Raw genomic sequence first — 23,646 nt, 5'->3', positions numbered from 1 at the left:
ACAGTTACAACGTGGTCTTGTGGCAGAAATACTCCGATTCAATGACGCTGAACCTTTCTGATCAAACCACCGTACGGAGATACTCATGACGCAACTTTCAGACAGCCCCGTCCGCTACGGCCTTGTTAGCCGCATTCTTCACTGGGGCATGGCCGCCCTGTTTGCTGCGCAGTTTTTGTCGGCTGCGGCACATTGGGGGCTTCCCCGTGAAAACGCGCTGCGCGACACCCTCTGGAGCTACCACACGACGCTGGGTTTCACGCTGTTCCTCCTTGTGATGGTGCGCGGCGCTTGGGGGCTGGCGAATATAGCACGACGTCCCACCCACGCTGGTGCCATGGCGCGCGCGGCGACGATTGGGCACGTTGCGATTTACGGTCTTATGGTGCTCGTGCCCTTTAGCAGGATTTTGGCTTCCGGAGGCGGCACCCGCGGTCTCAGGTATTTAGGTTTTCAGATTTTTCCCGCCCGAGAGGCTGAAATTGCATGGACGCAGGTTCTGGCGGAATGGCACGGGCAGATGGGCTGGACCCTCGCGCTTTTGGCACTTGGACATATCGGCATGGCGTTGATCTGGCACCGTTTGGTGCGGCGTGACGATGTACTGGCAACCATGGCCGGACGTTAACCCAGACACGCCGCATTTAATTCGGCTAGAACGACAGGACACAGACAATGAAGGTTAGTCAACCCGCCCTCGGCAAGAAGGGAACGCTGTTTCTCTTGATCGCACTTGGGGCGTTCCCGCCGCTGACGATGGACCTCTATCTGCCTGCGCTACCACAGATGACAGAGACGTTTTCGACCAGCCGAAGCATGATCAACCTCACGCTTGGCGGCTACATGATTGCCTTTGCGATCAGCATGCTGTTTTGGGGGCCGCTCAGCGAACGGACGGGCCGCAAGCCGATCCTTTTCACCACGCTGGCCCTTTATGTCGCCGCCAGTTTTCTGTGTGCCGCGTCCTTCAGTGTCGAAGCTCTCATTTCGGCCAGAATAGTGCAGGGGTTTGCGGGCGGCGGTGTCACGGTCGTCGGGACATCCATCGTGAAAGACCTGTTTGATGGTCGCGAACGCGAGCGCGTTATGGCGACTGTGATGTCCTTGGTTCTCGTCGCGCCGATGGTCGCGCCGATCTTGGGCGCATTCCTGTTAAAAATCGCGTCATGGCATATGATGTTTGTGGCTTTGGCTGTGTTCGGAAGTTTCGTGATCGTGCTTGTGACCCAGTATCGCGAGACGCTAGAGGCAAAATCAACCGGCCCATTCCTGCGGTCGTGGAACCGGTTGGGGGTCGTATTGATGAACCCAAAGTTTGCCTACCTGCTTGTCATCTTTGCTGCCTCACCGATGTGCCTCATGGCATTCATCGGGATTTCGTCATACGTCTATGTCGACCGCTTCGGGATGACTGAGCAGGCTTTCAGCTTTATCTTCGCCCTCAACGCGGTCTGCGCGATGGTCGGGCCGACACTTTACCTGAAATTGTCTCGGTATGTTCCTGTACAAAGCATCATTTTGGGGTGCTTTGGGATCATGACTTTGGGCGGTTTAATGATGTTGTCCATTGGCGACGCATCGCCGTTTATATTTGCCGCGACCGCCGCGACCATGACAATCGCCGTCATTGTCGTGCGCGTTCCGGGGGCAAACCTGCTCCTTGATCAACAGGCGTCTGACACCGGATCGGCAGCAGCCCTCATTCAGTTCAGCGGGACCTTGATGGGTGCAGTAGGCATCCAGATCGTGACGTTCAAATCCGGCGACCTTATTGCGAACTACGGCGTGCTTCTGATCGTGATCGGAGCGACTTGTTCGACCTTGTGGATGATCGTAAAAAATCGGTCTTTCGTCGCGGATAACGTTGTTCATATTACGAGCGGTCCATGAAAGGCCGTACCAAAATCTGGACCTGTCACGCTTTCGTGCCGAAGCTGGGCGTCCTGAGAGTCCGTACATATCTAACCCTGACGGCGGACAAATGAAAAATTCGAACCAACGCGACGGAAGAGGTTTTGAACCGCGTATAATTCAGAACGCGTTCATTTAGAGAGCATTGTCATGGCCAAAAATTCATATAGCAGCGACGCGTCTCACCCGGTCGCACAGATCGTTCATGGGGATGCGGTGCTCTTGTACATGGTATGACGAGAGATGTGTTTTTTCGCGAACCGCTAAATGCGTCGCACGACATGACGCCTGATTTGGAGCTTAGAAGATATTGAAAAAAGTTGTTGTTGTTCTTTTGTCGTTGGGCGTTCTCGCGGGGGCTTACGTTATAGCATTCGGGGTTCCGCATCAGGTTTCCCAGCTTTGGGGCAGTGTACCGACCGAAGAATCCGGCGCGCCGTCACGCGGTGTGGATGCAGGTCCACGCGGGCAAAGCCGGACCACGACGGTTGTACTCGCTCCACTTGAAGAACGCAGTTATAGCCTCTCGCTGCGTGCGGTCGGCAGTGCAGTCTCCTCGCGTCGTGCTGATGTGATTGCAACGGAAACGGGTGAGGTTGCGGAGGCGGCACTTCAGGCCAATACCCTTGTTGAACAGGGCGATGTCATTCTTCGTCTGGATGACCGTACAGAACGTCTGTCCCTTGAGATCGCTCAGGCTAACCGTGATCAGGCGCAGGCCACCGTTTCCCGCTATGAAGGGCTGCACAATAATGGCAGTTCGGTTGTAACGGATGTGGCCTTGGCAGAGGCGGAAGTGGCGTTGCGACTGGCAGAGGCCAATGTCGGATTGGCGGAAGTAGCTTTGGAGAACCGCACGATTACCGCACCAATTTCTGGCCGCATTGGGTTGAGCGATATTCACGTGGGCGATCAGTTATCCAGCGGTGATCTGATCGTGACGATTGACGATTCCACGACTCTGCTAGCTGAGTTCGAGGTGCCCGAACGCTCGATCGGGTTGTTGGCCGAAGGTAAGCCTGTTTTTGTAGTCACCCCGACCTACACAGGCCGGGTGTTCGAAGGCGCGATCACGGCATTTGACAGCCGCCTCGACAGCGTGACACGCAGCGCAACAGTGCAAGCTGAAATCGATAATGCCGAAGGGTTGCTGCTGTCTGGGATGACCTTTGCCGTCCGAATGACCGAAGAAACTACACCATTGCCTATAGTCCCGTCGACTGCGATCACTTGGGACCGCGCCGGTGCAGGCATCTGGGTCGCTGTGGAAGGAACAACCAGCCGTGTTCCTGTCACCATTCGCTATCGTGATGGCGACCAAGTCTGGATTGAAACAGAGGCGCGTGTCGGGTCGCAGATTGTGACCGAAGGCGCATCAAAGCTACGCGAAGGCGCGCAGGTCAGCACCGCGCAGTCAAACGAAGGCCAAGGCGTATGAGTTTCGAAAAAAGCGCGCACAAGGCAGGTTTCGCCGATACGTTTGTCGCACGGCCAATCCTAGGGATCGTGCTAAACCTGCTTATCATCATCGCCGGGCTTGCAGCGTTAACAAGCGTTGATATTCGCGAAATGCCTGATGTGGATCAACCGGTTCTATCCGTGCGCACCACCTATGACGGCGCAGTGGCAAGCACTGTGGACACGGAAGTCACCCAAGTCCTGGAAGACGCCCTAAGCGCGCTAGAAGGTATGTCCAATATCGAATCCACCTCCAGCACGGGCTCTAGTCGCATCACAATTGACCTGTCGGACGGAACGGACGTGGATGTCGCAGCCAACGAAGCGCGCGAAATCGTGTCTGATACGTTGCGATCCTTGCCTGATGATATCGACGATTCCACCGTCTCCAAAAGCGACAGCAATTCAGACGCTATTATCAGACTGGCTCTCTTGGGGGACGCCAGCTTTGACGAGCTTACCCAAATCGCCGAAGGTGCGGTTTACGAACGTCTGTCCCTGATCAACGGGATTGCCGAAGTTACCGTGCGTGGTAACCGGGCCAATGAATTCCGGGTCGCATTGAATATGCCGTCTTTGCTTAGCCGCGGCCTAACAATTTTTGACGTCTCGACTGCGTTGGCACAACTGCGCGATGACACAGCCCTTGGCTCGTTGTCGACTGAGTCTCAAACGCTCGCGCTGCGTGTCGGCAACGAAGAAGTTACGGTTGAAACAATCAACGATTTACCGATCAACGACACAACTCAGGTGGCAGATGTCGCCTTTGTCCAACTGATCCCTGAAGACACCAGCGTTTATACACGTGTGAATGGTGTAACGGCCGTTGGTCTGGACATAACACGGCAATCGGTTGGCAACACGCTCGAAATTTCCCGCGACGTGGGGGTGGCCGTCGAAGCATTGCGCACGCAACTGCCCGATGATGTGCAGCTTGTGGTGACCTCAGACGATGGGATATTTATCGAAGGGTCCATCAGCGAGGTTGGGAAATCCATCCTTCTGGCAACCGGGATCGTGGTTGCTGTTATCTTTGCATTCCTGCGCTCGCCGCGCGCGACGGTGATCCCAGCAATCACCATTCCAGTCGCATTAATCGGCACCTTAGCCGCGATTTGGTTAACGGGCTTTTCTGTCAATACCATCAGCCTTCTTGCACTTGTGTTGGCCACGGGCATGGTCGTCGATGACGCAATCGTCGTGATCGAAAATATCGTGCGCAAGCGCAAGTCGGGGATGGGGGCATTTGCCGCCGCCGCAGCGGGCACTAACGAAGTGTTTTTTGCCGTGATCTCAACCACGGCCACGCTTGCGGCTGTATTCATTCCGATTTCGTTCCTGCCCGGTCAGGCGGGGGGGGTGTTCTCTGAATTCGGGTTCGTGCTCGCGTTTGCGGTGACATTGTCGTCTATCACAGCATTGACACTGGCACCTGTTCTGGCCGCATTGCTTGACCCAGGGAAATCCCAGATCAAAACCACCCAAACACAGCCAAGCCGCATAGCGCGGGCCTTTGACGCGGTGATGGATTTTGCTATCCGTACCCCTCTTATCGTCCTCGCTGTGGCGCTGGGGTTTGCTATGATCGCGGGCGGAGCGGCGATGACATTGCCTTCTACAGTTACACCGGACGAAGACCGTGGCTTTTTCCTTGTTCAAGCACGCGGGTCATCTGATACGACGGTCGATTATCTCGACACGCAGGTCGTGTTGGTCGAAGATATTCTTGCGCCCTACATCGAAAGTGGCCAAATCGACGCAGTGCAAAGCATCATTGGCGTTGGCGGCGGAACAAGTGCGTTTATCGTCGTTCGCTTGCCCGATTGGGCCGAGCGCGACTTTACCCAACAAGAACTGATTGCCGAAATCAGCGGCAAATTGTCTTCGGTTCCTGGCGTGCAGGTCAGCGCGCGCTCCACTAACAGCCTCAACATTCGCGGCGCAGGGGGCGGGCTGAGCTTTGCGGTTTCGGGCAACAATGTCGCCGAGATAACAGCGGCCGCCGAAAGCCTTGTCGCGGCAATGTCGGTTGATGATACCTTTTCGAACCCGCAACTTTCCAACGATAGCGTCGATGCGCAATTAGAGGTGACTGTCGATGATGCTGCCGCGGGTGACATGGGGTTGAACAGCTCGGATGTCACAAGCCTCGTTCAGGCTATGGTTCAGGGCGACGTGGCGGTAAGCGTCTTTTCTAATGACACCGAGATTGACGTTAATGTCGTGCCGGGTGGCCCACCGGTTGACGACCCGTCCGATATCGAATTTATGTCCATCCGATTAGACAGCGGAGCCTATATTCCATTGTCTGCCGTTGCCTCGCTGAACACAGTTGTCAGCGAAGCACAGATCGAACGTTTGGGTGGGTCTTTGGCTGTTTCAATGCAAGCCAACCTAGGCGCAGGCGTCGACCTTTCGGCGTCTATGGATCAGTTGCTTGCCATTGCAGACGAAGTTTTACCTGACGGGATGGGCATCATCTTCACCGGTGAAGCCGCAACTTTGAACGATACGTCTGGTGGGATGTATGCTGTCTTCGGCGTCGCACTTGTTGTGGTTCTGCTGGTGCTTGCCGCGCAATTCGAAAGTTTCGCAAGCGCTGTGGTCATCATGATGACAGTCCCCTTTGGCCTCGCGGCCGCCGTATTGGCGATCTCGTTAACAGGCGGATCATTGAACTATTACAGCCAGATCGGCCTCGTGATGCTGATCGGGGTGATGGCGAAGAACGGAATCCTGATTGTCGAATTTGCCAACCAATTGCGCGAAGCGGGCGAAGACATCGACACCGCCATCCGTAATGCCTTGAGGCTGCGCATCCGTCCCGTAATGATGACGATGGTTTCAACCGTGTTTGGGGGCTTGCCTTTGATCCTAACCTCGGGTGCGGGCGCCGAAGCACGCATCGCAGTCGGCTGGGTCATCGTTGGAGGGCTTGGCTTTGCCACCGTATTTACTTTGTTTTTGACGCCAATATTCTATCGTTGGATTGCCGTATGGGGCGCGGCTCCCGGGGCTGCATCTCATCGGCTTCGGGCCGAGGTGGAGGGATCGACAAGTGCATAGGGCCAAATTGTGATTGTAAGATCATGCCCCTGTTTATCGCAAAAACGTCGATGCAACTGAAGTACCGCAACATGAGGTGGCTTACATCTGATCACGCTGGCCAGCTTTGATAGACCACTTCAGGTGTTTGTCCAGAATGACAGACATAGGGAAAGTTACTTTAGCCCACTTGGGCGATGCTCGGTTACCCTCGAAGAAGGTAACACACTCGACATCTCGACTGGCCTGTAAGCCCGTTAGATAGAATTGAAGAAGGCCTCCGCAGAAATGCGGGGGGCTTTTTTGTTATTACTTCAATTCGTTCAGGCCAAAGCTACGAATTACTTCAGCGCCACGGTTCTTCCCGGCTCTTTGAGAGTCGCTTGGTGTCGACGGTAATACTTCGGTCTGTAATCCAAATAGTTCCTTCGGTGGCTGAAACTTTAAGTGCGGACCATCGTTACTTTTGGTAAACCCAAAACCGGATAGTATCGATCCTAACTGCTTTGGCATCTGATTGCCGTCCCGGCAGGCACTTTTGATTTGTGAAACCAAAGATTGTGATCTACCGCTAAACTCAAGATTTTCTAGCAATCGCTTCACAAACTCGTCGGTTCGTGGGTTTCTGGGTATGGACGGGGCGTCGAGAGAGTTAGAAAGAAATGAGTGTAGGCGATCCGTAAATTCACCGTCATATAACTCGGGGCCAATTTGTGTTTTTAGGTCGGTAGGAAATAGATCGTCGGTGTTTTGTGTGGCATTGTTTGCTCGCGCCGTTTCGATGAGCAGCCTTGCTTCGAGATTCTGGATTTTCTCTTCCTTAGCTGCTAGCTCGGTGTCGAAAGCGGCGACATAGTCTTCCAATCCCTCAGCATTTGCGTTTGTAACCGCTTCTCTAAGTCTTCGTGACTGAGCTTCCTGAAGGTCTTGCCATTCCCAAGCCTTTTGGGCGGCCTGAGACGAAACAAACTCATTCGTCCTTTGAACACAAGCTTTGACCAAATCGGTGCCAGAATGATCATCGGATTTCTTGAAGAACTTGAATACTTCTCGTCCATCTGGCGCAAAGAGCGCTACAGCACCACCGTACGGGTTTTTACGTTTCGTTCTTTCCATTAACTCGAAAGAAAACGCCCGACTTGGCTCAACTACAACGTGACAAATGCCTGCAAGCTCCTTCGCAATATTTGTTGTTTTGAAGGGAAGGTGGTCTTGGTTTCCGCGCGATATGTACAGAACCGGTAGAAAAAATGAGGCACCACCCAAAATTATATTCGTTGCAGTATCAATCGAGGTGGAATCAACTGAAATTTCTGACAGAGAGGGCAGAAAATGCCCATCCTCAACACACCATCCATCTTCTATGGCCTGCCGGATAAAGTGGGGCTTTTTGGGGGGTATTACAACGGCTGAGGCATCAACTGCGACGCACTGACCGCGTACCCTGAGAAATGCGGCGTTGCCGAAGTCGGTTAAGACACATTCGGTGCGCCACTTACGGCCCAAATTGTCTAAAATCTCCAATCGCGATCCGAAAACCGCCATTTGATTATGTTCATAACTCTTGAGCGAGAGTGATTCACCTTCGGCGGTCTCAAGCCAAACTTCATCGTCATAGTTTACGTGGGCGTCAGCGCTGTCTAGGATTTGACTTCTGTTTATGCCTCGCAGCCATGCAACAACTGAGGCGACAAATGCGGCCTTTGAAATGCCAGTCTTAACCTGAAACTCTGTAGCGAATACACTCATAAGATTTCTTAACTTTCCAAAATTCAACCATGGACACATTGGCAAGGTTAAATGAGTTTCGCAACCAATCTCCCCACTTGCCCTTCCCCCCATCCCCCGCTATATGCCAGCAATCGCTCAGCCTCGGATTCGTCCGGGGCTGCGCTTTTATTACTCTGGGCACCTACGGGGGCCTATAACATCGGGGTCGGGAAACTGGCCCTCCTAAGCAAACGGAAGAAGCTAACATGGCACTTAAGTCGTATAAGCCGACGACGCCAGGCCAACGTGGGTTGGTGCTGATCGACCGTTCGGAGCTTTGGAAAGGACGTCCCGTCAAATCCCTTACACAGGGTCTGACGAAATCGGGCGGCCGGAACAACACCGGACGAATCACAATGCGTCGCATTGGTGGGGGCGCAAAGCGTCTTTACCGTATCGTTGATTTCAAACGTAACAAGCTGGACATGTCCGCTGTTGTTGCACGTATTGAATATGACCCGAACCGGACCGCGTTTATCGCGCTGATCCAGTACGAAGACGGTACACAAAACTATATCCTTGCCCCGCAGCGTTTGGCTGTTGGTGACAAGGTGATCGCATCTGCCAAGGCTGACATTAAGCCGGGCAACGCAATGCCATTCTCTGGCATGCCAATCGGTACGATCATTCACAACATCGAAATGAAACCGGGCAAGGGCGGTCAAATCGCACGTGCTGCTGGTACATACGCACAGTTCGTCGGTCGTGACGGTGGCTATGCGCAAATCCGCCTGTCTTCTGGTGAATTGCGTCTGGTTCGTCAGGAATGCATGGCGACAATCGGTGCCGTGTCTAACGCTGACCACTCTAACCAGAACTTCGGTAAAGCTGGCCGTATGCGTCACAAGGGCATCCGTCCTTCTGTACGTGGTGTCGCGATGAACCCGATCGATCACCCGCACGGTGGTGGTGAAGGCCGGACATCTGGTGGTCGTACGCCTGTGACACCTTGGGGTAAAGACACCAAGGGCAAGCGCACCCGTAACAAAAACAAAGCGTCGCAGCGTCTTATTGTACGTTCGCGTCACGCCAAGAAGAAGGGTCGGTAATTATGGCTCGTTCCGTCTGGAAAGGCCCGTTCGTCGACGCCTATGTCTTGAAAAAGGCAGAAGCATCGCGCGAAAGCGGTCGCAACGAAGTGATCAAAATCTGGTCCCGCCGTTCAACTATCCTGCCTCAGTTTGTTGGTCTCACCTTTGGTGTGTACAACGGCAAGAAGCACATCCCTGTTAACGTCACTGAAGACATGATTGGTCAAAAGTTTGGTGAATATTCACCGACCCGCACCTATTACGGTCACGCAGCTGACAAAAAAGCGAAGCGGAAATAAGCCATGAGCAAGGATACAAATCCCCGCCGCGTGGCCGACAACGAAGCACGTGCAAAACTGCGCATGCTCCGCACTTCGCCACAAAAGCTGAACCTCGTCGCTGGTCTGATCCGTGGCAAGAAAGTTGAGCAGGCTCTGACTGACCTGACTTTCTCGAAAAAGCGGATTTCGGATGACGTGAAGAAATGTCTTCAGTCTGCCATCGCGAATGCTGAAAACAACCACAACCTTGATGTTGATGAACTGGTCGTTGCCGAAGCTTATTGCGGCAAAAACCTGATCATGAAGCGCGGTCGTCCGCGGGCACGTGGTCGTTTTGGCAAGATCATCAAGCCATTTGCCGAAATCACAATCGTGGTTCGCCAAGTTGAGGAGCAATCATAATGGGTAACAAAGTAAATCCCGTCGGTATGCGTCTTCAGGTCAACCGCACCTGGGACAGCCGCTGGTACGCTGACACCAAAGATTATGGTGATCTGCTACTCGAAGATCTGAAGATCAAAGACTTCATCAAAAAAGACTGTGCACAGGCTGGCATCAGCCGCGTGATCATCGAACGTCCGCACAAAAAGTGCCGCGTGACGATCCACGCTGCACGTCCGGGTGTGATCATTGGTAAGAAAGGTGCAGACATCGAAGGTCTGCGTCAGAAACTTGCTAAGCTGACCGCATCTGAACTGCACCTGAACATCGTCGAAGTGCGTAAGCCTGAACTGGACGCAGCCTTGGTTGCTGAATCCATCGGTCAGCAGCTTGAGCGTCGTGTGTCTTTCCGTCGTGCGATGAAACGTTCTGTTCAAAACGCAATGCGTATGGGCGCTCTGGGTATCCGGATCAACCTTGCGGGTCGTCTTGGCGGTGCTGAAATCGCGCGTACTGAATGGTACCGTGAAGGTCGCGTGCCGCTGCACACTTTGCGTGCAGACATCGACTATGCATTGTTCGAAGCTATGACACCTTATGGGATCATCGGCATCAAGGTATTCATCTACAAAGGTGATATCATGGAGCACGACCCGTCAGCGCACGATCGTAAACACGCCGAGCTGCAAGAGGGTTCCATTCCTCGCGGCGCTGGCCGTCGCTAAGGAGCTAGATAAATGCTGCAACCAAAGCGTACAAAACACCGGAAACTGCACAAAGGCCGTATCCGTGGTGAAGCAAAGGGCGGGTCTGACCTGAACTTTGGCACATATGGCCTCAAGGCCCTTCAGCCAGAGCGAATCACTGCCCGTCAGATCGAAGCTGCACGTCGTGCAATGACGCGTCACATGAAGCGTCAAGGCCGCGTTTGGATTCGTATCTTCCCAGACACTCCAGTCACATCTAAGCCCGTCGAAGTACGTATGGGTAAAGGTAAAGGCTCTATCGATTTTTGGGCATGCAAGGTTAAACCTGGCCGCGTGATGTTCGAAATCGACGGTGTTGGCGAAGACGTCGCCCGCGAGGCCCTGCGCCTTGCTGCGATGAAGCTTCCAATCAAAACACGCACAATCGTGCGCGAAGACTGGTAGTTTTCGCAACGCGAAAACTACCAAGTGCGGTGTAGCGAATTTGCAAAGCAAATTGGCGGGTCGCACCACGTAGAGATAGAAGCCCCCGCTGAGAAATCAGCGGGGGCTTCTTCGTATTATCGTGACTTGTTCGATTGGGACAGAACTGAGCCACCCGTCCTTCTCATGGAAGCGGAGGTCCCTCTACCAAATACGGCCTTGGCAGCTTTGCGTTCCATTGCCTTCCCAGTCTGCTTCTTGGGATCGCGTTGTGATAATGCGGAACCAGCAAGGCTCTTGGCACGTGCAGATGCGCGAGGGTTGCGCAATGTTCGGGATGCTTCAGAGGCAATTTTTGATGATGTTCGTTTATTGTTTCTAGGCATTATACGTTCCTTAATAATCTGCTAATGCTCTTGATCTATGCAAGCACTGTTGGATTTAAAGAACAAAAAGAAAACATTATGTTGGGCGCGGCTGGCCTAGAACCGTACCACCTGCGTCGGCGTGATCCGGTAAACCTCGTCTTCTAGCCCGTTGTCTTCCATGAACCGTGCAATGGACCCGAACGTCGCTGTTGCCACGTTTGGACCGTGGTCGGCGGTGGTCAGGGCTTGGGATGCGACCGTGGCAAGCGCGCGTTGGAGCCCCCCAACTTGGATGGGTTGTGGTTCAAAATGGGCGGCGGTGTTGGCTTTGATTTGGTTCAGATCATCGGTGCCGTACAGGGCTGCCATCAACAAGTTGAGCGTATGTTCGGTACAGTTCTGAAATTGGTTGGTATTGGGGTTGGCCAGTGCGGAGTATACCGGATTATGCAAGGCCGCGTAGGTTGGGCTGTTGATCACATCCAGCAATTTGGTTTGTAGCCGAGGGTCGGGGATGATGACCCCTGCATCCAGTACATGCGCGCCGGCAAAGAAATCGGCCGGGCTGTCTTGGACCAGATCACTGCGCACAGCGTTATCGGCCTGTTGGTACAGATTATAGACCCGGTAGCCTTGCCCGGAGCTTCCGTCCGCGCGGGTGATCCGCGAATAGACCCACAGCCCAACGTGGGTATAGGTCACATCGTCAGGCAATTGTGCCGGGTCGCGCCCGACGCGGGCCACGATCGCGACACGCGCGCCCCGCGCCGCAAGGTCCTGTTGGACGCGGTTTGAAAAGCTTGCGACTTGGTTCATGGGCAAAACGGCGACCCCATTGGCGCTGCTGCCAGCAAAACTGGGGGCAGGGGCAAAAAGAGTGGCGGCGAGAAGGCAGGCAGAAATGAAACGCTTCATGATGAATTTTCCCCCTTATTCCAAGGTTGGCGGGCCATCGGCGGCCAGCTCTGGATCATAATAGGTCCCATCCGCGCCATAGGCCGCATCGGCGAGCGCGGCACCAGAAATGGTAAGCGTATTACCAACGGCAGTCAGTGGGGCGGCGCTGACCAATGCGGCCCCGGTGCCAACGGCCGCAACACTATGTCCAAGCGCTTGGCCGCTGTTATCTGCGGCTTGGGTAGAATGCTGGGCGCTAGGTGTGGCGCAGCCGGCGACGCACAAAAGCGCGCCGAGTGTTATAAGTTGGTGTTTCATAGCTTTATCCAATTTATGATCAACGTTCATAAATTGATAGATAGCAAAATCGTCCCTGTCAATCAAAATATGAACAAGGTTCACATTTTGACTGGACTAGCCCCAGCTATAGTTAAAACTTACCGAAATCCGTTCTTCTTCTTCGGCCATGTTCATCGGCACCTCGTGGCGCAACCAGCTTTCCCAAAGCAGCACATCGCCTACGGCGGGCTTAATATAGATGAACGGGCACAGTTCATCGCGCGCGCCGGTTACACGCGTGGGCGCGGCCATCATCATTGGCAGGCGGGGGTCTTCGAGCTTTAGCGCGCTAGCGCCCTCGGGCATCGCGACATAGGTGGTGCCGCTGATCACCGAATGCGGGTGGATGTGGCTGGTGTGGATGCCGCCGGGGGGTAGGATATTGATCCAAATATCTTCAAGCTTAAGGCCTTTGTCGCCCAGATCGAATTCCAAATCCTTGGCGAAAGCCGCGACATGCGCATCAAGCACTTTGACCAGGTCCGCGAAGATCGGAAACCGCCACGGCAGATCGGTCAAAGACGCATAAGACGTATAGCCGGGATAACCGTGTTCTTCGCACCAATCTTGGCCCGCTTCGTCGTCATCAGCGATCACGAGGCAAGAGTTTTCCAGCTCTGCCGGGTCAATGGCACCCTGTTCGGACAGGGGGGCGTGGTAAAGGCGGGTCGCGAACAGCGATTTGATATCTGACATGGTGCAGTTTGTATCCTAGCCCCTCGCAAAGCGCGAGAGGCGTTTGGTGGCGTCGGCCTATGCTATTTACTGTCAGGGTGCAGTGATGCGCCCAAGATATGATCAGAATGTTTCACCGCGTGCGACGCATGCAGCACGATTTGCGGGTCAGGTGCAGTGGCAACCTCTGGGTCTTTGTCCGGGTAGTCCAGCTGCGATAAAAAATGCCGCATACAGTTCAGCCGCGCACGTTTTTTGTCGTTCGAACGGATCACTGTCCATGGCGCATCAGCTGTGTCGGTGTAAAAGAACATGGCTTCTTTCGCTTCGGTGTAATCATCCCAACGGTCAATGCTGGCGCGGTCGATGGGCGACAACTTCCACCGTTTGAGCGGATCGGTTTCACGCGAATCGAACCGGCTGCGCTGTTCTTCTTGGGTGACCGAGAACCAGTATTTAAACAGGGTTACGCCGCTGCGCGCTAGCATTCGTTCAAATTCGGGCGTTTGGCGCATGAATTCCAGATATTCATTCGGCTCGCAAAACCCCATGACCCGCTCAACGCCCGCCCGGTTATACCATGACCGATCATACAGGACCATTTCGCCCGCTGTGGGCAGATGTTTTATGTAGCGTTGGAAAAACCACTGCCCGCGCTCTTCGTCGGATGGTTTATTCAGCGCCACGACGCGCGCGTCACGTGGGTTCAGATGTTCCGTGAACCGCTTAATCGTGCCGCCCTTACCAGCCGCATCGCGCCCTTCGAACAATAAAACAATCTTTTGATCCGTTTCCTGCACCCAGTGCTGCGCCTTGAGCAGTTCCACCTGCAAGGCGGCTTTTTCGTCTTCATAGCGCTTACGGGGCAGGCGGCGCGCGTAGGGGTATTTGCCTTCTTCAAACCCGATGATTTCAGCGGTACGGGCTTTATTGGAAGGTGCGGCTTTCTTGGCGGCGTTTGTGGGCATGGTTTCTCCTTTATGCGTTTGAGGCAACCAGACCACATATCGCCAAACCTGTCGTTGATCTGCGTCAAGCGTTGGTGCGCAAGGGGCAGCGCTTGGACCTCGGGGTGGGTGCGAAGCGCCCTCCCCATGGGGGAGGTCCGGGCGCTGCCCGGCCTATCGTCCGAGCGGGATGATGCAGTTGCAACGCTTTGTTAATTTTTTCTTGATATTTTGGTGCGAGATTAATCACATCGAATGATGATATAGGAGCAGCAAATGAACGTACTTGGTATAGCCGGAGCAGTACTCCTTATACTCACTGTCACCAAAGCAGTCAGTCCCAGACGTTTTCGGATCCTTCCTCTCGGAGGATCTGCAATAGCCGAAATGGGAATCGTTTTCGGTACAGCAATCGCGGTGATTTCGATTATCCAAGCAATTGGTGACTCTGGTGCCTACTAAACGCGTGACAGTTTCACTGGAGCCAGAACTGGCTTACTGGCTGGAAGCAGCTGCCAAGGTGCAAAGCTGTTCAGTGTCTGAGGTAATCCGCCAAACCTTGCGTGAATACGCCACCGAACACCCTGACAACTATTCCCGAAAAAAGACGGCGAACAAGTCATCAGAGGCGGTTTGGCTTAAAGCACAGCACACCGATGGTCTCTATAAGGACTGAGCATCACAAACCCCCTTGTCACAAGGTCGCATCCCCCCTATACGGCCCACTTCTACCCCACTCCATCGGGAATCGGGTCACGCACGTGTGCGGCCTGCCGGTGATGTTGAAAAAGGAAAATGGCATGAACGCCAATGAACTGCGGGATAAAACGCCCGACCAGCTCCGTGAAGAGCTGGTGAACCTGAAAAAAGAATCCTTTAACCTGCGCTTTCAGCAGGCCACAGGCCAACTCGAAAATACTTCTGGTATCCGCGCTGCACGTCGCAACGCTGCCAAAGTCAAAACAATTCTGAACGAAAAAGCAGCTGCCGCTGCTTCGGAGGCTTAATCTATGCCTAAGCGTATCCTAGCTGGGGTTGTCACAAGCAACCAAAACGAACAGACGGTCACAGTTTCTGTAGAACGTCGTTACAAGCACCCGCTGCTTCAGAAAACTATTCGTAAGTCCAAGAAATACCGGGCGCACGATGAGAAAAACACATTCAACGTCGGCGACCAAGTTCGCATTCAAGAATGTGCTCCAAAGTCGAAAACCAAACGCTGGGAAGTGATCGCGTCGTAAGGCGCCCACCAACAGTTTAATCGAAACCCTGGGGCCCCGGACGGAAATCGGGACTACCCCATAGGTCGGAAGGAAACCAAATGATCCAGATGCAGACCAATCTGGATGTTGCTGACAATAGCGGCGCTCGCCGTGTTCAGTGCATCAAGGTTCTGGGTGGCTCACATCGTCGTTACGCGAGTGTCGGTGACATTATCGTTGTATCGGTGAAAGAAGCCATTCCACGTGGCCGCGTAAAGAAAGGTGACGTCCGCAAGGCCGTCGTCGTGCGCACCGCAAAAGAAGTACGTCGCGAAGACGGCACAGCTATTCGTTTTGACAGCAACGCTGCTGTCATCCTGAACAACAACAACGAACCAATGGGTACACGTATCTTTGGGCCAGTTGTTCGCGAATTACGTGCGAAAAACTTCATGAAAATCATCTCACTTGCTCCGGAGGTGCTGTAACTATGGCTGCTAAGCTCCGTAAAGGTGACGACGTGATCGTTCTTGCCGGTAAAGACAAAGGTCAAAAGGGCACTATCTCGTCCATCGACCCAAAGTCAGGCAAAGCAATCGTTGACGGCGTTAACATGGCTGTCCGTCACGTGAAGCAATCTCAGGCAACACAGGGTGGCCGCACGCCAAAGGCGATGCCGATCCAACTGTCGAACCTGGCAATCGTTGACAAAAATGGCAAAGCAACACGTGTTGGCTTCCGTATGGATGGCGACAACAAAGTGCGCTTCGCTAAGACAACAGGGGATGCGATCTAATGCTTGATACCGCAAACTATACCCCACGTTTGAAGTCCGAATACGCTACTAAGATCCGCGCTGCGATCAAAGAAGAATTCGGTTACAAAAACGACATGCAGATCCCACGTTTGGACAAAATTGTTCTGAACATCGGCTGCGGTGCTGAAGCTGTCCGTGACAGCAAGAAAGCAAAATCCGCACAGGAAGATCTTTCTACAATCGCTGGTCAAAAGGCCATGACAACACGCGCTAAGAAATCAATCGCTGGTTTCCGCGTTCGTGAAGACATGCCGCTTGGTGCAAAGGTAACTTTGCGTGGCGATAAAATGTACGAATTCCTGGATCGTCTGATCACCGTTGCGATGCCACGTATTCGCGATTTCCGCGGCGTATCTGGTAAATCATTTGACGGTCGCGGCAACTATGCCACTGGCCTTAAAGAGCACCTGGTGTTCCCCGAGATCAACTTCGACAAGATCGATGTGAACTGGGGCATGGACATCGTCATCTGCACCACAGCGAACACTGACGCTGAAGCAAAAGCATTGTTGAAAGCTTTCAACATGCCTTTCAACAGCTAAGCGTTAGGGAGAGATTAGAAATGGCTAAGAAATCCATGATCGCACGCGAAGTTAAGCGTGAAAAGCTGGTGGCAAAGTACGCTGAAAAGCGCGCGGCGCTGAAGGCGATCATCAACGACCAAGAGAAGCCCGTAGAAGAGCGTTTCAAGGCAACCCTTGAACTGGCAAAACTGCCACGCAACTCTTCTGCAACGCGTCTGCACAACCGTTGTCAGCTCACCGGGCGTCCACACGCCTATTACCGTAAACTCAAGATCAGCCGGATCGCGCTGCGGGACCTTGGTTCCAATGGCGAAATTCCAGGCATGGTCAAGTCAAGCTGGTAAGGAGAGCATAAGATGAACGATCCTATCGGTGATATGCTGACACGCATCCGTAACGGCCAAATGCGCGGTAAAGCTGCGGTGGAAACACCTGCATCAAAACTGCGTGGTTGGGTTCTGGACGTGCTTTCAGACGAAGGTTACATCCGCGGCTACGCTAAAAAAGATGGCAAAGACGGGCACCCCGCTTTTGCAATCGAACTGAAGTACTACGAGGGTACTCCTGTTATTCGTGAAGTGAAGCGGGTTTCTAAGCCTGGCCGTCGCGTTTACATGGGTCCAAATGACCTCCCATCTGTCCGTCAGGGCCTGGGTGTGTCGATTGTCTCCACCTCTAAAGGTGTGATGTCGGATGCAAACGCACGTGCGGCCAATGTTGGCGGCGAAGTGCTCTGCACTGTATTCTAAGGGGATAAAATGTCTCGTATTGGTAAAAAACCGGTTGAGCTACCATCAGGCGTTACCGCCACGGTGTCTGGCCAAACCGTAGAAGTTAAAGGCCCTAAAGGGACTCTTTCTTTTAAAGCCACTGACGATGTTTCCATCACTGTTGATGGCAATGTTGTTACTGTAGAACCACGCGGCAAATCCAAGCGCGCGCGCCAGCAGTGGGGCATGAGCCGCACGATGGTTGCGAACCTTGCGACTGGCGTTTCTGAGGGTTTCAAGAAAGAACTTGAACTGTCAGGTGTTGGTTACCGTGCACAGATGCAGGGCAAAGTCCTGAAACTGTCATTGGGTTACAGCCATGATGTGAATTTCGAAGTGCCAGAGGGCGTCACAGTGACGGCCGCAAAGCCAACCGAAATCACAGTGGAAGGTATCGACTCTCAGCTTGTTGGTCAGGTCGCGGCGAATATCCGTGAATGGCGCAAACCAGAGCCCTACAAAGGCAAAGGTATCAAGTACAAAGGCGAATACATCTTCCGCAAAGAAGGCAAGAAGAAGTAAGGAACGCACAGATGGCAAACAGCAAAAGAACTCTGTTTCTGAAGCGCCGCATGCGCGTTCGGAACAAACTGCGGGGCGTAACAGCCAACCAAGGGCGCGCGCGTCTGTCGGTTCACCGCTCAAACAAAAACATCAGCGTCCAGCTGATCGACGACGTGCAGGGCGTAACAATCGCATCTGCGTCTTCGCTCGAAACAGCACTGGGCGTGGTTGGCAAGAACAACATCGAAGCCGCGACAAAGGTGGGTGCTGCAATCGCAGAACGCGCCAAGAAAGCTGGCGTCGAAGTTGCTTATTTCGACCGTGGTGGTTTCCTGTTTCACGGCAAAGTGAAGGCCCTGGCCGAAGCTGCGCGTGAAGGTGGTTTGAAAATCTAAGTCAGCGTAGAGGGTCCCGGCATGTTCGGGACCCTCTCGATGATCCAGGCCCGGTCGGGCACTGCGATCGTATCAAAAGATGCTATGCATCATTTATAAAAGGACGCCACATATGGCAGAACGTGATAACAATCGGGGCGGCAACCGCCGTAACCGTGAAGAGCAAGCTCCTGAGTTTGCAGACCGTCTGGTCGCAATCAACCGCGTATCAAAAACCGTAAAAGGTGGTAAGCGCTTTGGTTTCGCAGCCCTCGTCGTTGTTGGCGACCAAAAAGGCCGTGTTGGTTTCGGTAAAGGGAAAGCAAAAGAAGTCCCTGAAGCGATCCGCAAAGCGACTGAGCAAGCGAAGCGTCAGATGATCCGTGTTGCCCTGCGCGACGGTCGGACATTGCACCACGACATGGAAGGCCGTCACGGCGCCGGTAAAGTGGTTATGCGGACAGCCCCAGTTGGTACCGGGATCATCGCCGGTGGTCCAATGCGTGCTGTGTTTGAAATGTTGGGTGTACAAGACGTTGTGTCTAAGTCCATCGGTTCACAGAACCCTTACAACATGATCCGCGCCACCATGAATGGCCTTTCTAAAGAGCAATCTCCACGCAACGTCGCACAGCGCCGTGGCAAAAAGGTTGCTGACATCCTGCCCAAGCGTGACGAGGCACCCGCTGCCGAAGCCACTGCTGAAGCCGCAGACGCGTAAGGAACCTGAACAATGGCAAAAACGATTGTTGTAAAACAGGTGGGCTCGCCCATCCGTCGCCCCGCCAAACAGCGCGCTACGCTGATCGGTCTGGGTCTAAACAAAATGAATCGCACCAAAGAGCTTGAAGATACACCTTCAGTTCGCGGCATGGTCAACTCGATCAGCCACATGGTCGAAATCATCGAAGAAAAAGGCTAACGCCTTTTCCGGTTCGCCGGATTTCGATATAGTTTTAAAGAACGCCCTCGGGAAACCGAGGGCGTTTTGCGTTGAAAACGCCCAAATGTGTCAAGCACAACTTTTAGGCGTGTTGCGTGTGCGGCATTCCAATGCTGCATAGCAGCAATTCCAAACTGGCGTTTGTCCTACCCCGTACCACCGCTTATTTATGAGGTATGAAATTCACCGCCCCGCGACTGACCGCAGCGCAAAATGGGGCTTCGCTCGAGAAGGAAAAGACACATGGCCTATATGAACGCAAATCCACAAACAGTTGCTGGCAACCCGGTCACGCGCTTTATCTCCGGTGCAATCGCCGATTTCAAAGCAGCTTCTGCGCGCAGTGCCGTTTACCGTGATGTTGTCGTGCAGCTCGAATGCATGACGGATCGTGACTTGGCTGACATCGGCATTCCACGCAAGGCGATCCGCGATGTTGCGACCAAGGCGGCTTACGGCAGCGCCTAAACTAACCAAATCCACCCACAGGGCGCCGGTGAGTAATCACCCGGCGCCTTTTTGCGTTGCCGCGTCAAAAGCGCGCGCTGCGCCGCTGCAAACATCTTCCCCACTTGAACCAACCCCGGCATCCGTCTATACGCCGCTGGTCTGCCTCTGTTGGGCCGACTCAATTGAAACGCCGTGTTTGACCGCTCCCGTCGCTGGGGGTCAGTTCCGGCAAGAGGAGAAGCGACATGAAACTGAACGAACTTCACGACAACGAAGGCGCAACACAGCGCAAGAAACGCATTGGCCGTGGTCCGGGTTCCGGCATGGGTAAGACCGGTGGCCGTGGTATCAAAGGTCAAAAGTCACGCTCTGGTGTGGCGATCAAAGGCTTCGAAGGCGGCCAAATGCCGATTTACCAACGTTTGCCAAAGCGTGGCTTTAACAAGCCGAACCGCAAGGCATTCGCTGTTGTAAACCTTGGCCTGATCCAGAAATTCATCGACGACGGCAAGATCGACATCAAATCAGACATCACCGAAGATGCGCTGATTGCGTCCGGTCTGGTGCGTCGCAAAAAAGACGGTATCCGCGTTCTTGCAAAAGGTGATTTCACCGCAAAAGCAACGATCGTCGTCACCGGCGCCTCTGCTGGCGCTGTAGAAGCTGTCGCAAAAGCAGGCGGTTCACTGACCGTCGCAACAGCGGCTGCGGCTGAGTAAGACTTGTGAGCAGCGGAAACGTTGCTTACATATCCATTCAAGTTTTCCCAAACGCCGCCAACGGGAACCCGTTTGGCGGCGTTTAGCATGAAAAGAGACACGAAATGGCTTCTGCAGCAGAGCAAATGGCATCCAACATAAGTTGGAGCGCGTTCGGTAAAGCGACCGAACTACGCCAGCGCATTCTATTCACCATCGGGATGCTGATGGTTTACCGTCTTGGTACCTATATTCCGGTCCCCGGCATCGATTCGACCGCATTGCGCGAATTTATGGATCAAGCGGCCACAGGTATTGGCGGCATTCTGTCGATGTTCACTGGTGGTGCGCTATCGCGCATGGCGATCTTCACCCTTGGTATTATGCCTTACATTTCTGCATCCATCGTGATGCAACTGCTGGGCTCCATGTGGGAACCGCTCAAGAACCTCAAAAAAGAGGGCGAGCAGGGACGCCGCAAGCTGACCCAATACACGCGTTATGGGACTGTATTCCTTGCCACGGCGCAGGCTTACGGGCTGTCTGTCGGGCTTGAGGCCGGCGGTTTCGCCACTGATCCGGGTCTGTTTTTCCGCGCATCATGCATGATCACCATCGTTGGTGGCACCATGCTGTTGATGTGGATCGGTGAACAGATCACTGCACGCGGCATCGGCAACGGTATCTCACTGATTATCTTTGTTGGCATTATCGCTGAAATTCCAGCTGCGTTGGCGCAGTTTCTGGCCCAAGGCCGGTCCGGCACCATCAGCCCGCTGACCATCATCGGTATTTTGGTCATGGTAGGGGTGGTGTTGCTGTTTGTTGTGTTCATGGAGCGCTCACTGCGCAAGATCCACATTCAGTACCCGCGCCAACAGCGTGGCATGAAGGTCTTTGACGGATCATCCAGCCACTTGCCGATCAAGGTCAACCCAGCCGGCGTGATCCCTGCGATCTTTGCCTCTGCGTTGCTGCTGCTGCCGACCACGATCAGCACATTCAGCGGTGGGACCTCTGGCCCTGTCATGTCAACGATCCTTGCGCTGTTTGGCCCCGGTCAGCCGCTCTATCTGATTTTCTTTGGCGGCATGATTGTCTTCTTCACTTACTTCTACACCCGTGAAGTTGCGTTCAAGACTGATGAAGTTGCGGACAACCTGAAAAACCAAAACGGCTTTGTGCCTGGCATCCGCCCCGGCAAAAAGACCGCTGAATATCTGGATTACGTTGTCACCCGTATTCTTGTGCTTGGTTCTGGCTATTTGGCGCTTGTCGCGTTGCTGCCTGAAATCATTCGGGCACAGCTTTCGGTGCCATTCTACTTTGGTGGGACATCGGTATTGATCATCGTCTCGGTCGGTATGGATACAATCCAGCAAATCCAGTCACATCTCGTCGCCCATCAATATGAAGGCCTGATCGAGAAGTCACAATTGCGCGGCAAGCGCAGTTCAAGCAAACGTAAGGGACCATCGCGCAAATGAATATCATTCTACTGGGACCGCCCGGAGCGGGCAAAGGCACACAAGCACAGAAACTTGTGGCCGAACGTAACATGGTGCAGCTGAGCACCGGTGACATGCTGCGTGCCGCGCGGACCAGTGGAACTGAAATGGGCAAGAAAGTCGCAGCCGTTATGGATGCGGGCAATCTTGTCACCGATGAAATCGTCATCGGCCTGATCCGCGAACAATTGGAAAATGGTGCGGAGGGCGGCTTTATCTTTGACGGCTTCCCGCGGACATTGCCGCAGGCCGATGCTTTGGCCGACCTGTTGGCCGACATGGGCCAAACATTGGATGCTGTGATTGAGCTGCGCGTCAATGATGACGTATTGGTTGACCGCATCGTGAACCGCGCTGAAGAAGCCCGCGCTGCAGGCCAACCTGTCCGCGCCGACGATAACGAAGAGGCCTTGCGCGTGCGCTTGGCCGCCTACTACAAGCAAACCAGCCCGCTAATCGGCTACTACTATGCCAAGGGCGACCTGCAATCTGTAGATGGCCTTGCCAGCATGGATGATGTTGCGGCGAGCATTGCAGAAGCGTTGTCATAATTCTTTAGAAACTTACAACATAGATGGATTTTCGCGAAAATCCATCGCCGCTGTCTGGGTGGGTTGACCATAATGCTATTCCCCCCTAAACAGCGCCATCCCGCAAGGGAATCAATGGATGGTTAACGGGTCGCCCCCGGAATGCCATCAACCACCTCGATATGACTTAAGCCCGGGCAATCGCTGCGGGCTTGCGTTGTGAAAAAAGGGTCTGGAATGACGGACCCGCAACAAAAGGAATTGCACACGTGGCACGTATTGCCGGCGTAAACATCCCGACTGCAAAGCGGGTTCCAATCGCCCTAACTTATATCACCGGAATTGGCCCAGCCAAATCTGAAGAAATCTGTGAAGCTGTCAAAATTGACCGCACACGTCGCGTCAACGAATTGTCAGACGCCGAAGTATTGGCGATCCGCGAATACATCGACGGTAACCTGACTGTTGAAGGTGACCTGCGTCGCGAGACACAGATGAACATCAAGCGTCTGATGGACCTTGGTTGCTACCGTGGCCTGCGTCACCGTCGTAACCTGCCTGTTCGTGGGCAACGTACATCAACCAACGCACGTACACGCAAAGGCCCTGCAAAGGCCATTGCTGGTAAGAAGAAATAAGGGAGATCTGACAGATGGCACGCGATACCAAACGCACCAAAAAGAAGGTTTCCAAGAACATCGCCGCTGGCGTTGCGCACGTGAATTCTTCTTTCAACAACACAAAAATCCTCATCTCCGATGTGCAGGGCAACGCGATCTCTTGGTCGTCTGCGGGCACAATGGGCTTTAAGGGGTCACGTAAGTCGACACCTTATGCTGCCCAAATGGCGGCTGAGGATGCGGGCAAAAAAGCACAAGATCACGGCGTGAAAACGCTTGAAGTCGAAGTGCAGGGTCCCGGTTCTGGCCGTGAAAGCGCATTGCGCGCTTTGGCTGCTGCTGGTTTCAACATCACATCGATCCGTGACGTGACACCAATGGCCCACAACGGCTGCCGCCCACCAAAGCGCCGCCGCGTCTAATTTCACCCAAACGCTTTGGGGTCGTGCATGTTTTTGCGCGGCCCCAATACG

The 23,646-nt window shown here is 53.8% G+C and carries 32 protein-coding genes; 27 read left to right on the top strand and 5 right to left on the bottom strand.

Annotated elements, in window-relative coordinates; genetic code table 11:
* Positions 1-85 precede the first annotated feature (85 nt).
* The 4 genes from Yoon_RS10760 to Yoon_RS10745 all read left to right on the top strand — a co-directional run bounded on the left by Yoon_RS10760 (position 86) and on the right by Yoon_RS10745 (position 6,435).
* Positions 86-628 carry a cytochrome b gene (locus Yoon_RS10760; protein WP_238112200.1) on the top strand — a complete coding sequence of 181 codons (543 nt, stop codon included), beginning with the start codon at positions 86-88 and terminating at the stop codon, positions 626-628.
* Positions 629-675: 47 nt separating this feature from the next.
* Positions 676-1,890 carry a Bcr/CflA family efflux MFS transporter gene (locus tag Yoon_RS10755; protein ID WP_238112199.1) on the top strand — a complete coding sequence of 405 codons (1,215 nt, stop codon included), beginning with the start codon at positions 676-678 and terminating at the stop codon, positions 1,888-1,890.
* A gap of 331 nt (positions 1,891-2,221) precedes the next feature.
* Positions 2,222-3,349 carry an efflux RND transporter periplasmic adaptor subunit gene (locus Yoon_RS10750; RefSeq protein ID WP_238112198.1) on the top strand — a complete coding sequence of 376 codons (1,128 nt, stop codon included), beginning with the start codon at positions 2,222-2,224 and terminating at the stop codon, positions 3,347-3,349.
* Positions 3,346-6,435 carry an efflux RND transporter permease subunit gene (locus tag Yoon_RS10745; protein ID WP_238112197.1) on the top strand — a complete coding sequence of 1,030 codons (3,090 nt, stop codon included), beginning with the start codon at positions 3,346-3,348 and terminating at the stop codon, positions 6,433-6,435. Before Yoon_RS10750 ends, Yoon_RS10745 begins: the two co-directional genes overlap by 4 nt.
* A gap of 288 nt (positions 6,436-6,723) precedes the next feature.
* On the opposite strand, the gene Yoon_RS10740 is transcribed toward Yoon_RS10745, so the two are convergent.
* The gene (locus Yoon_RS10740; protein ID WP_238112196.1) at positions 6,724-8,163 is read right to left on the bottom strand and encodes a hypothetical protein; all 1,440 of its coding nucleotides are present in this window, start codon (positions 8,161-8,163) and stop codon (positions 6,724-6,726) included.
* Positions 8,164-8,390: 227 nt separating this feature from the next.
* On the opposite strand from Yoon_RS10740, the gene rplB reads away from it, so the two are divergent.
* The 5 genes from rplB to rplP are packed head-to-tail and all read left to right on the top strand — an operon-like array spanning position 8,391 to position 11,028.
* The gene (rplB, locus tag Yoon_RS10735; protein WP_113775301.1) at positions 8,391-9,233 is read left to right on the top strand and encodes a 50S ribosomal protein L2; all 843 of its coding nucleotides are present in this window, start codon (positions 8,391-8,393) and stop codon (positions 9,231-9,233) included.
* A gap of 2 nt (positions 9,234-9,235) precedes the next feature.
* Positions 9,236-9,514, top strand: a complete 279-nt coding sequence (rpsS, locus tag Yoon_RS10730; RefSeq protein ID WP_055295568.1) for a 30S ribosomal protein S19 — start codon at positions 9,236-9,238, stop codon at positions 9,512-9,514.
* A gap of 3 nt (positions 9,515-9,517) precedes the next feature.
* Positions 9,518-9,898: a 50S ribosomal protein L22 gene (gene rplV, locus Yoon_RS10725; RefSeq protein ID WP_113775300.1), complete on the top strand. Its 381-nt coding sequence runs from the start codon at positions 9,518-9,520 to the stop codon at positions 9,896-9,898.
* On the top strand, positions 9,898-10,602 hold the full coding sequence (gene rpsC, locus Yoon_RS10720) for a 30S ribosomal protein S3 (protein WP_238112195.1): 705 nt from the start codon (positions 9,898-9,900) through the stop codon (positions 10,600-10,602). The genes rplV and rpsC overlap by 1 nt, the downstream gene beginning before the upstream one ends.
* 12 nt (positions 10,603-10,614) lie before the next feature.
* On the top strand, positions 10,615-11,028 hold the full coding sequence (gene rplP / locus Yoon_RS10715; RefSeq protein WP_238112194.1) for a 50S ribosomal protein L16: 414 nt from the start codon (positions 10,615-10,617) through the stop codon (positions 11,026-11,028).
* A gap of 461 nt (positions 11,029-11,489) precedes the next feature.
* On the opposite strand, the gene Yoon_RS10710 is transcribed toward rplP, so the two are convergent.
* From Yoon_RS10710 to ppk2, 4 genes are all read right to left on the bottom strand, one after another.
* Positions 11,490-12,290, bottom strand: a complete 801-nt coding sequence (locus tag Yoon_RS10710) for a DUF2145 domain-containing protein (RefSeq protein ID WP_238112192.1) — start codon at positions 12,288-12,290, stop codon at positions 11,490-11,492.
* 15 nt (positions 12,291-12,305) lie between these two features.
* A complete protein-coding gene (locus Yoon_RS10705) occupies positions 12,306-12,590 on the bottom strand; it encodes a hypothetical protein (protein WP_238112190.1) in 285 nt (94 codons plus the stop codon).
* 96 nt (positions 12,591-12,686) lie between these two features.
* Positions 12,687-13,307 carry a TIGR02466 family protein gene (locus tag Yoon_RS10700; protein WP_238112188.1) on the bottom strand — a complete coding sequence of 207 codons (621 nt, stop codon included), beginning with the start codon at positions 13,305-13,307 and terminating at the stop codon, positions 12,687-12,689.
* Between the two features lie 62 nt (positions 13,308-13,369).
* Entirely contained in the window at positions 13,370-14,254 is an 885-nt protein-coding gene (gene ppk2 / locus Yoon_RS10695) for a polyphosphate kinase 2 (RefSeq protein WP_238112186.1), read from the bottom strand.
* A 430-nt stretch (positions 14,255-14,684) separates the two neighbouring features.
* Here ppk2 and Yoon_RS10690 point away from each other — a divergent pair, with 430 nt between their 5' ends.
* The 18 genes from Yoon_RS10690 (at position 14,685) to rpsK (ending at position 23,595) form a co-directional block, all read left to right on the top strand.
* Entirely contained in the window at positions 14,685-14,909 is a 225-nt protein-coding gene (locus tag Yoon_RS10690; protein ID WP_238112185.1) for a ribbon-helix-helix domain-containing protein, read from the top strand.
* A 124-nt stretch (positions 14,910-15,033) separates the two neighbouring features.
* Entirely contained in the window at positions 15,034-15,240 is a 207-nt protein-coding gene (rpmC, locus tag Yoon_RS10685) for a 50S ribosomal protein L29 (protein ID WP_090200179.1), read from the top strand.
* A 3-nt stretch (positions 15,241-15,243) separates the two neighbouring features.
* Positions 15,244-15,474 carry a 30S ribosomal protein S17 gene (gene rpsQ / locus Yoon_RS10680; RefSeq protein WP_113775288.1) on the top strand — a complete coding sequence of 77 codons (231 nt, stop codon included), beginning with the start codon at positions 15,244-15,246 and terminating at the stop codon, positions 15,472-15,474.
* 80 nt (positions 15,475-15,554) lie between these two features.
* Entirely contained in the window at positions 15,555-15,923 is a 369-nt protein-coding gene (gene rplN, locus Yoon_RS10675) for a 50S ribosomal protein L14 (RefSeq protein WP_113775287.1), read from the top strand.
* A gap of 2 nt (positions 15,924-15,925) precedes the next feature.
* Positions 15,926-16,231, top strand: coding sequence for a 50S ribosomal protein L24 (gene rplX, locus Yoon_RS10670; protein WP_090194839.1), 306 nt, complete (start codon positions 15,926-15,928; stop codon positions 16,229-16,231).
* A complete protein-coding gene (rplE, locus tag Yoon_RS10665) occupies positions 16,231-16,794 on the top strand; it encodes a 50S ribosomal protein L5 (RefSeq protein WP_238112184.1) in 564 nt (187 codons plus the stop codon). The genes rplX and rplE overlap by 1 nt, the downstream gene beginning before the upstream one ends.
* 20 nt (positions 16,795-16,814) lie before the next feature.
* Positions 16,815-17,120 (top strand): 30S ribosomal protein S14, encoded by a 306-nt coding sequence (gene rpsN / locus Yoon_RS10660; RefSeq protein ID WP_238112183.1) that lies wholly within the window; start codon positions 16,815-16,817, stop codon positions 17,118-17,120.
* A 12-nt stretch (positions 17,121-17,132) separates the two neighbouring features.
* A complete protein-coding gene (gene rpsH / locus Yoon_RS10655; RefSeq protein ID WP_106358393.1) occupies positions 17,133-17,525 on the top strand; it encodes a 30S ribosomal protein S8 in 393 nt (130 codons plus the stop codon).
* A gap of 9 nt (positions 17,526-17,534) precedes the next feature.
* Positions 17,535-18,068, top strand: a complete 534-nt coding sequence (gene rplF, locus Yoon_RS10650; protein WP_238112182.1) for a 50S ribosomal protein L6 — start codon at positions 17,535-17,537, stop codon at positions 18,066-18,068.
* 11 nt (positions 18,069-18,079) lie between these two features.
* A complete protein-coding gene (gene rplR, locus Yoon_RS10645) occupies positions 18,080-18,445 on the top strand; it encodes a 50S ribosomal protein L18 (RefSeq protein WP_238112181.1) in 366 nt (121 codons plus the stop codon).
* Positions 18,446-18,557: 112 nt separating this feature from the next.
* Positions 18,558-19,145, top strand: coding sequence for a 30S ribosomal protein S5 (gene rpsE, locus Yoon_RS10640; RefSeq protein ID WP_238112180.1), 588 nt, complete (start codon positions 18,558-18,560; stop codon positions 19,143-19,145).
* A 12-nt stretch (positions 19,146-19,157) separates the two neighbouring features.
* Positions 19,158-19,346 (top strand): 50S ribosomal protein L30, encoded by a 189-nt coding sequence (gene rpmD, locus Yoon_RS10635; protein ID WP_090194856.1) that lies wholly within the window; start codon positions 19,158-19,160, stop codon positions 19,344-19,346.
* Positions 19,347-19,610: 264 nt separating this feature from the next.
* A complete protein-coding gene (locus Yoon_RS10630) occupies positions 19,611-19,835 on the top strand; it encodes a DUF1127 domain-containing protein (RefSeq protein ID WP_238112179.1) in 225 nt (74 codons plus the stop codon).
* A gap of 227 nt (positions 19,836-20,062) precedes the next feature.
* A complete protein-coding gene (gene rplO / locus Yoon_RS10625) occupies positions 20,063-20,536 on the top strand; it encodes a 50S ribosomal protein L15 (RefSeq protein WP_238112177.1) in 474 nt (157 codons plus the stop codon).
* 125 nt (positions 20,537-20,661) lie between these two features.
* Entirely contained in the window at positions 20,662-22,002 is a 1,341-nt protein-coding gene (gene secY / locus Yoon_RS10620) for a preprotein translocase subunit SecY (protein ID WP_238112231.1), read from the top strand.
* The gene (locus Yoon_RS10615; RefSeq protein ID WP_238112176.1) at positions 21,999-22,574 is read left to right on the top strand and encodes an adenylate kinase; all 576 of its coding nucleotides are present in this window, start codon (positions 21,999-22,001) and stop codon (positions 22,572-22,574) included. Before secY ends, Yoon_RS10615 begins: the two co-directional genes overlap by 4 nt.
* Positions 22,575-22,822: 248 nt before the next feature.
* Positions 22,823-23,191: a 30S ribosomal protein S13 gene (gene rpsM / locus Yoon_RS10610; RefSeq protein ID WP_238112175.1), complete on the top strand. Its 369-nt coding sequence runs from the start codon at positions 22,823-22,825 to the stop codon at positions 23,189-23,191.
* 14 nt (positions 23,192-23,205) lie between these two features.
* Complete coding sequence (gene rpsK, locus Yoon_RS10605) at positions 23,206-23,595, top strand: 30S ribosomal protein S11 (RefSeq protein WP_090194871.1); 390 nt, start codon at positions 23,206-23,208, stop codon at positions 23,593-23,595.
* Positions 23,596-23,646: the final 51 nt, after the last annotated feature.

Source organism: Yoonia sp. I 8.24 (assembly GCF_022096995.1).
In the GTDB taxonomy this organism is placed as follows: Bacteria; Pseudomonadota; Alphaproteobacteria; order Rhodobacterales; family Rhodobacteraceae; genus Yoonia.
The sequence above is the reverse complement of the archived record's forward strand: the minus strand, read 5'-3'. Positions and strand labels throughout refer to the sequence as shown.

Excerpts from the sequence above, each read along its gene's own strand:
- Yoon_RS10760 (WP_238112200.1), top strand. The coding sequence starts at position 86 with ATGACGCAACTTTCAGACAGCCCCGTCCGCTACGGCCTTGTTAGCCGC.
- Yoon_RS10755 (WP_238112199.1), top strand. The coding sequence starts at position 676 with ATGAAGGTTAGTCAACCCGCCCTCGGCAAGAAGGGAACGCTGTTTCTC.
- Yoon_RS10745 (WP_238112197.1), top strand. The coding sequence starts at position 3,346 with ATGAGTTTCGAAAAAAGCGCGCACAAGGCAGGTTTCGCCGATACGTTT.
- Yoon_RS10740 (WP_238112196.1), bottom strand. The coding sequence starts at position 8,163 with ATGAGTGTATTCGCTACAGAGTTTCAGGTTAAGACTGGCATTTCAAAG.
- rplB (WP_113775301.1), top strand. The coding sequence starts at position 8,391 with ATGGCACTTAAGTCGTATAAGCCGACGACGCCAGGCCAACGTGGGTTG.
- rpsS (WP_055295568.1), top strand. The coding sequence starts at position 9,236 with ATGGCTCGTTCCGTCTGGAAAGGCCCGTTCGTCGACGCCTATGTCTTG.
- rplV (WP_113775300.1), top strand. The coding sequence starts at position 9,518 with ATGAGCAAGGATACAAATCCCCGCCGCGTGGCCGACAACGAAGCACGT.
- rpsC (WP_238112195.1), top strand. The coding sequence starts at position 9,898 with ATGGGTAACAAAGTAAATCCCGTCGGTATGCGTCTTCAGGTCAACCGC.
- rplP (WP_238112194.1), top strand. The coding sequence starts at position 10,615 with ATGCTGCAACCAAAGCGTACAAAACACCGGAAACTGCACAAAGGCCGT.
- Yoon_RS10710 (WP_238112192.1), bottom strand. The coding sequence starts at position 12,290 with ATGAAGCGTTTCATTTCTGCCTGCCTTCTCGCCGCCACTCTTTTTGCC.
- Yoon_RS10705 (WP_238112190.1), bottom strand. The coding sequence starts at position 12,590 with ATGAAACACCAACTTATAACACTCGGCGCGCTTTTGTGCGTCGCCGGC.
- Yoon_RS10700 (WP_238112188.1), bottom strand. The coding sequence starts at position 13,307 with ATGTCAGATATCAAATCGCTGTTCGCGACCCGCCTTTACCACGCCCCC.
- ppk2 (WP_238112186.1), bottom strand. The coding sequence starts at position 14,254 with ATGCCCACAAACGCCGCCAAGAAAGCCGCACCTTCCAATAAAGCCCGT.
- rpmC (WP_090200179.1), top strand. The coding sequence starts at position 15,034 with ATGAACGCCAATGAACTGCGGGATAAAACGCCCGACCAGCTCCGTGAA.
- rpsQ (WP_113775288.1), top strand. The coding sequence starts at position 15,244 with ATGCCTAAGCGTATCCTAGCTGGGGTTGTCACAAGCAACCAAAACGAA.
- rplN (WP_113775287.1), top strand. The coding sequence starts at position 15,555 with ATGATCCAGATGCAGACCAATCTGGATGTTGCTGACAATAGCGGCGCT.
- rplX (WP_090194839.1), top strand. The coding sequence starts at position 15,926 with ATGGCTGCTAAGCTCCGTAAAGGTGACGACGTGATCGTTCTTGCCGGT.
- rplE (WP_238112184.1), top strand. The coding sequence starts at position 16,231 with ATGCTTGATACCGCAAACTATACCCCACGTTTGAAGTCCGAATACGCT.
- rpsN (WP_238112183.1), top strand. The coding sequence starts at position 16,815 with ATGGCTAAGAAATCCATGATCGCACGCGAAGTTAAGCGTGAAAAGCTG.
- rpsH (WP_106358393.1), top strand. The coding sequence starts at position 17,133 with ATGAACGATCCTATCGGTGATATGCTGACACGCATCCGTAACGGCCAA.
- rplF (WP_238112182.1), top strand. The coding sequence starts at position 17,535 with ATGTCTCGTATTGGTAAAAAACCGGTTGAGCTACCATCAGGCGTTACC.
- rplR (WP_238112181.1), top strand. The coding sequence starts at position 18,080 with ATGGCAAACAGCAAAAGAACTCTGTTTCTGAAGCGCCGCATGCGCGTT.
- rpsE (WP_238112180.1), top strand. The coding sequence starts at position 18,558 with ATGGCAGAACGTGATAACAATCGGGGCGGCAACCGCCGTAACCGTGAA.
- rpmD (WP_090194856.1), top strand. The coding sequence starts at position 19,158 with ATGGCAAAAACGATTGTTGTAAAACAGGTGGGCTCGCCCATCCGTCGC.
- Yoon_RS10630 (WP_238112179.1), top strand. The coding sequence starts at position 19,611 with ATGGCCTATATGAACGCAAATCCACAAACAGTTGCTGGCAACCCGGTC.
- rplO (WP_238112177.1), top strand. The coding sequence starts at position 20,063 with ATGAAACTGAACGAACTTCACGACAACGAAGGCGCAACACAGCGCAAG.
- secY (WP_238112231.1), top strand. The coding sequence starts at position 20,662 with ATGGCATCCAACATAAGTTGGAGCGCGTTCGGTAAAGCGACCGAACTA.
- Yoon_RS10615 (WP_238112176.1), top strand. The coding sequence starts at position 21,999 with ATGAATATCATTCTACTGGGACCGCCCGGAGCGGGCAAAGGCACACAA.
- rpsK (WP_090194871.1), top strand. The coding sequence starts at position 23,206 with ATGGCACGCGATACCAAACGCACCAAAAAGAAGGTTTCCAAGAACATC.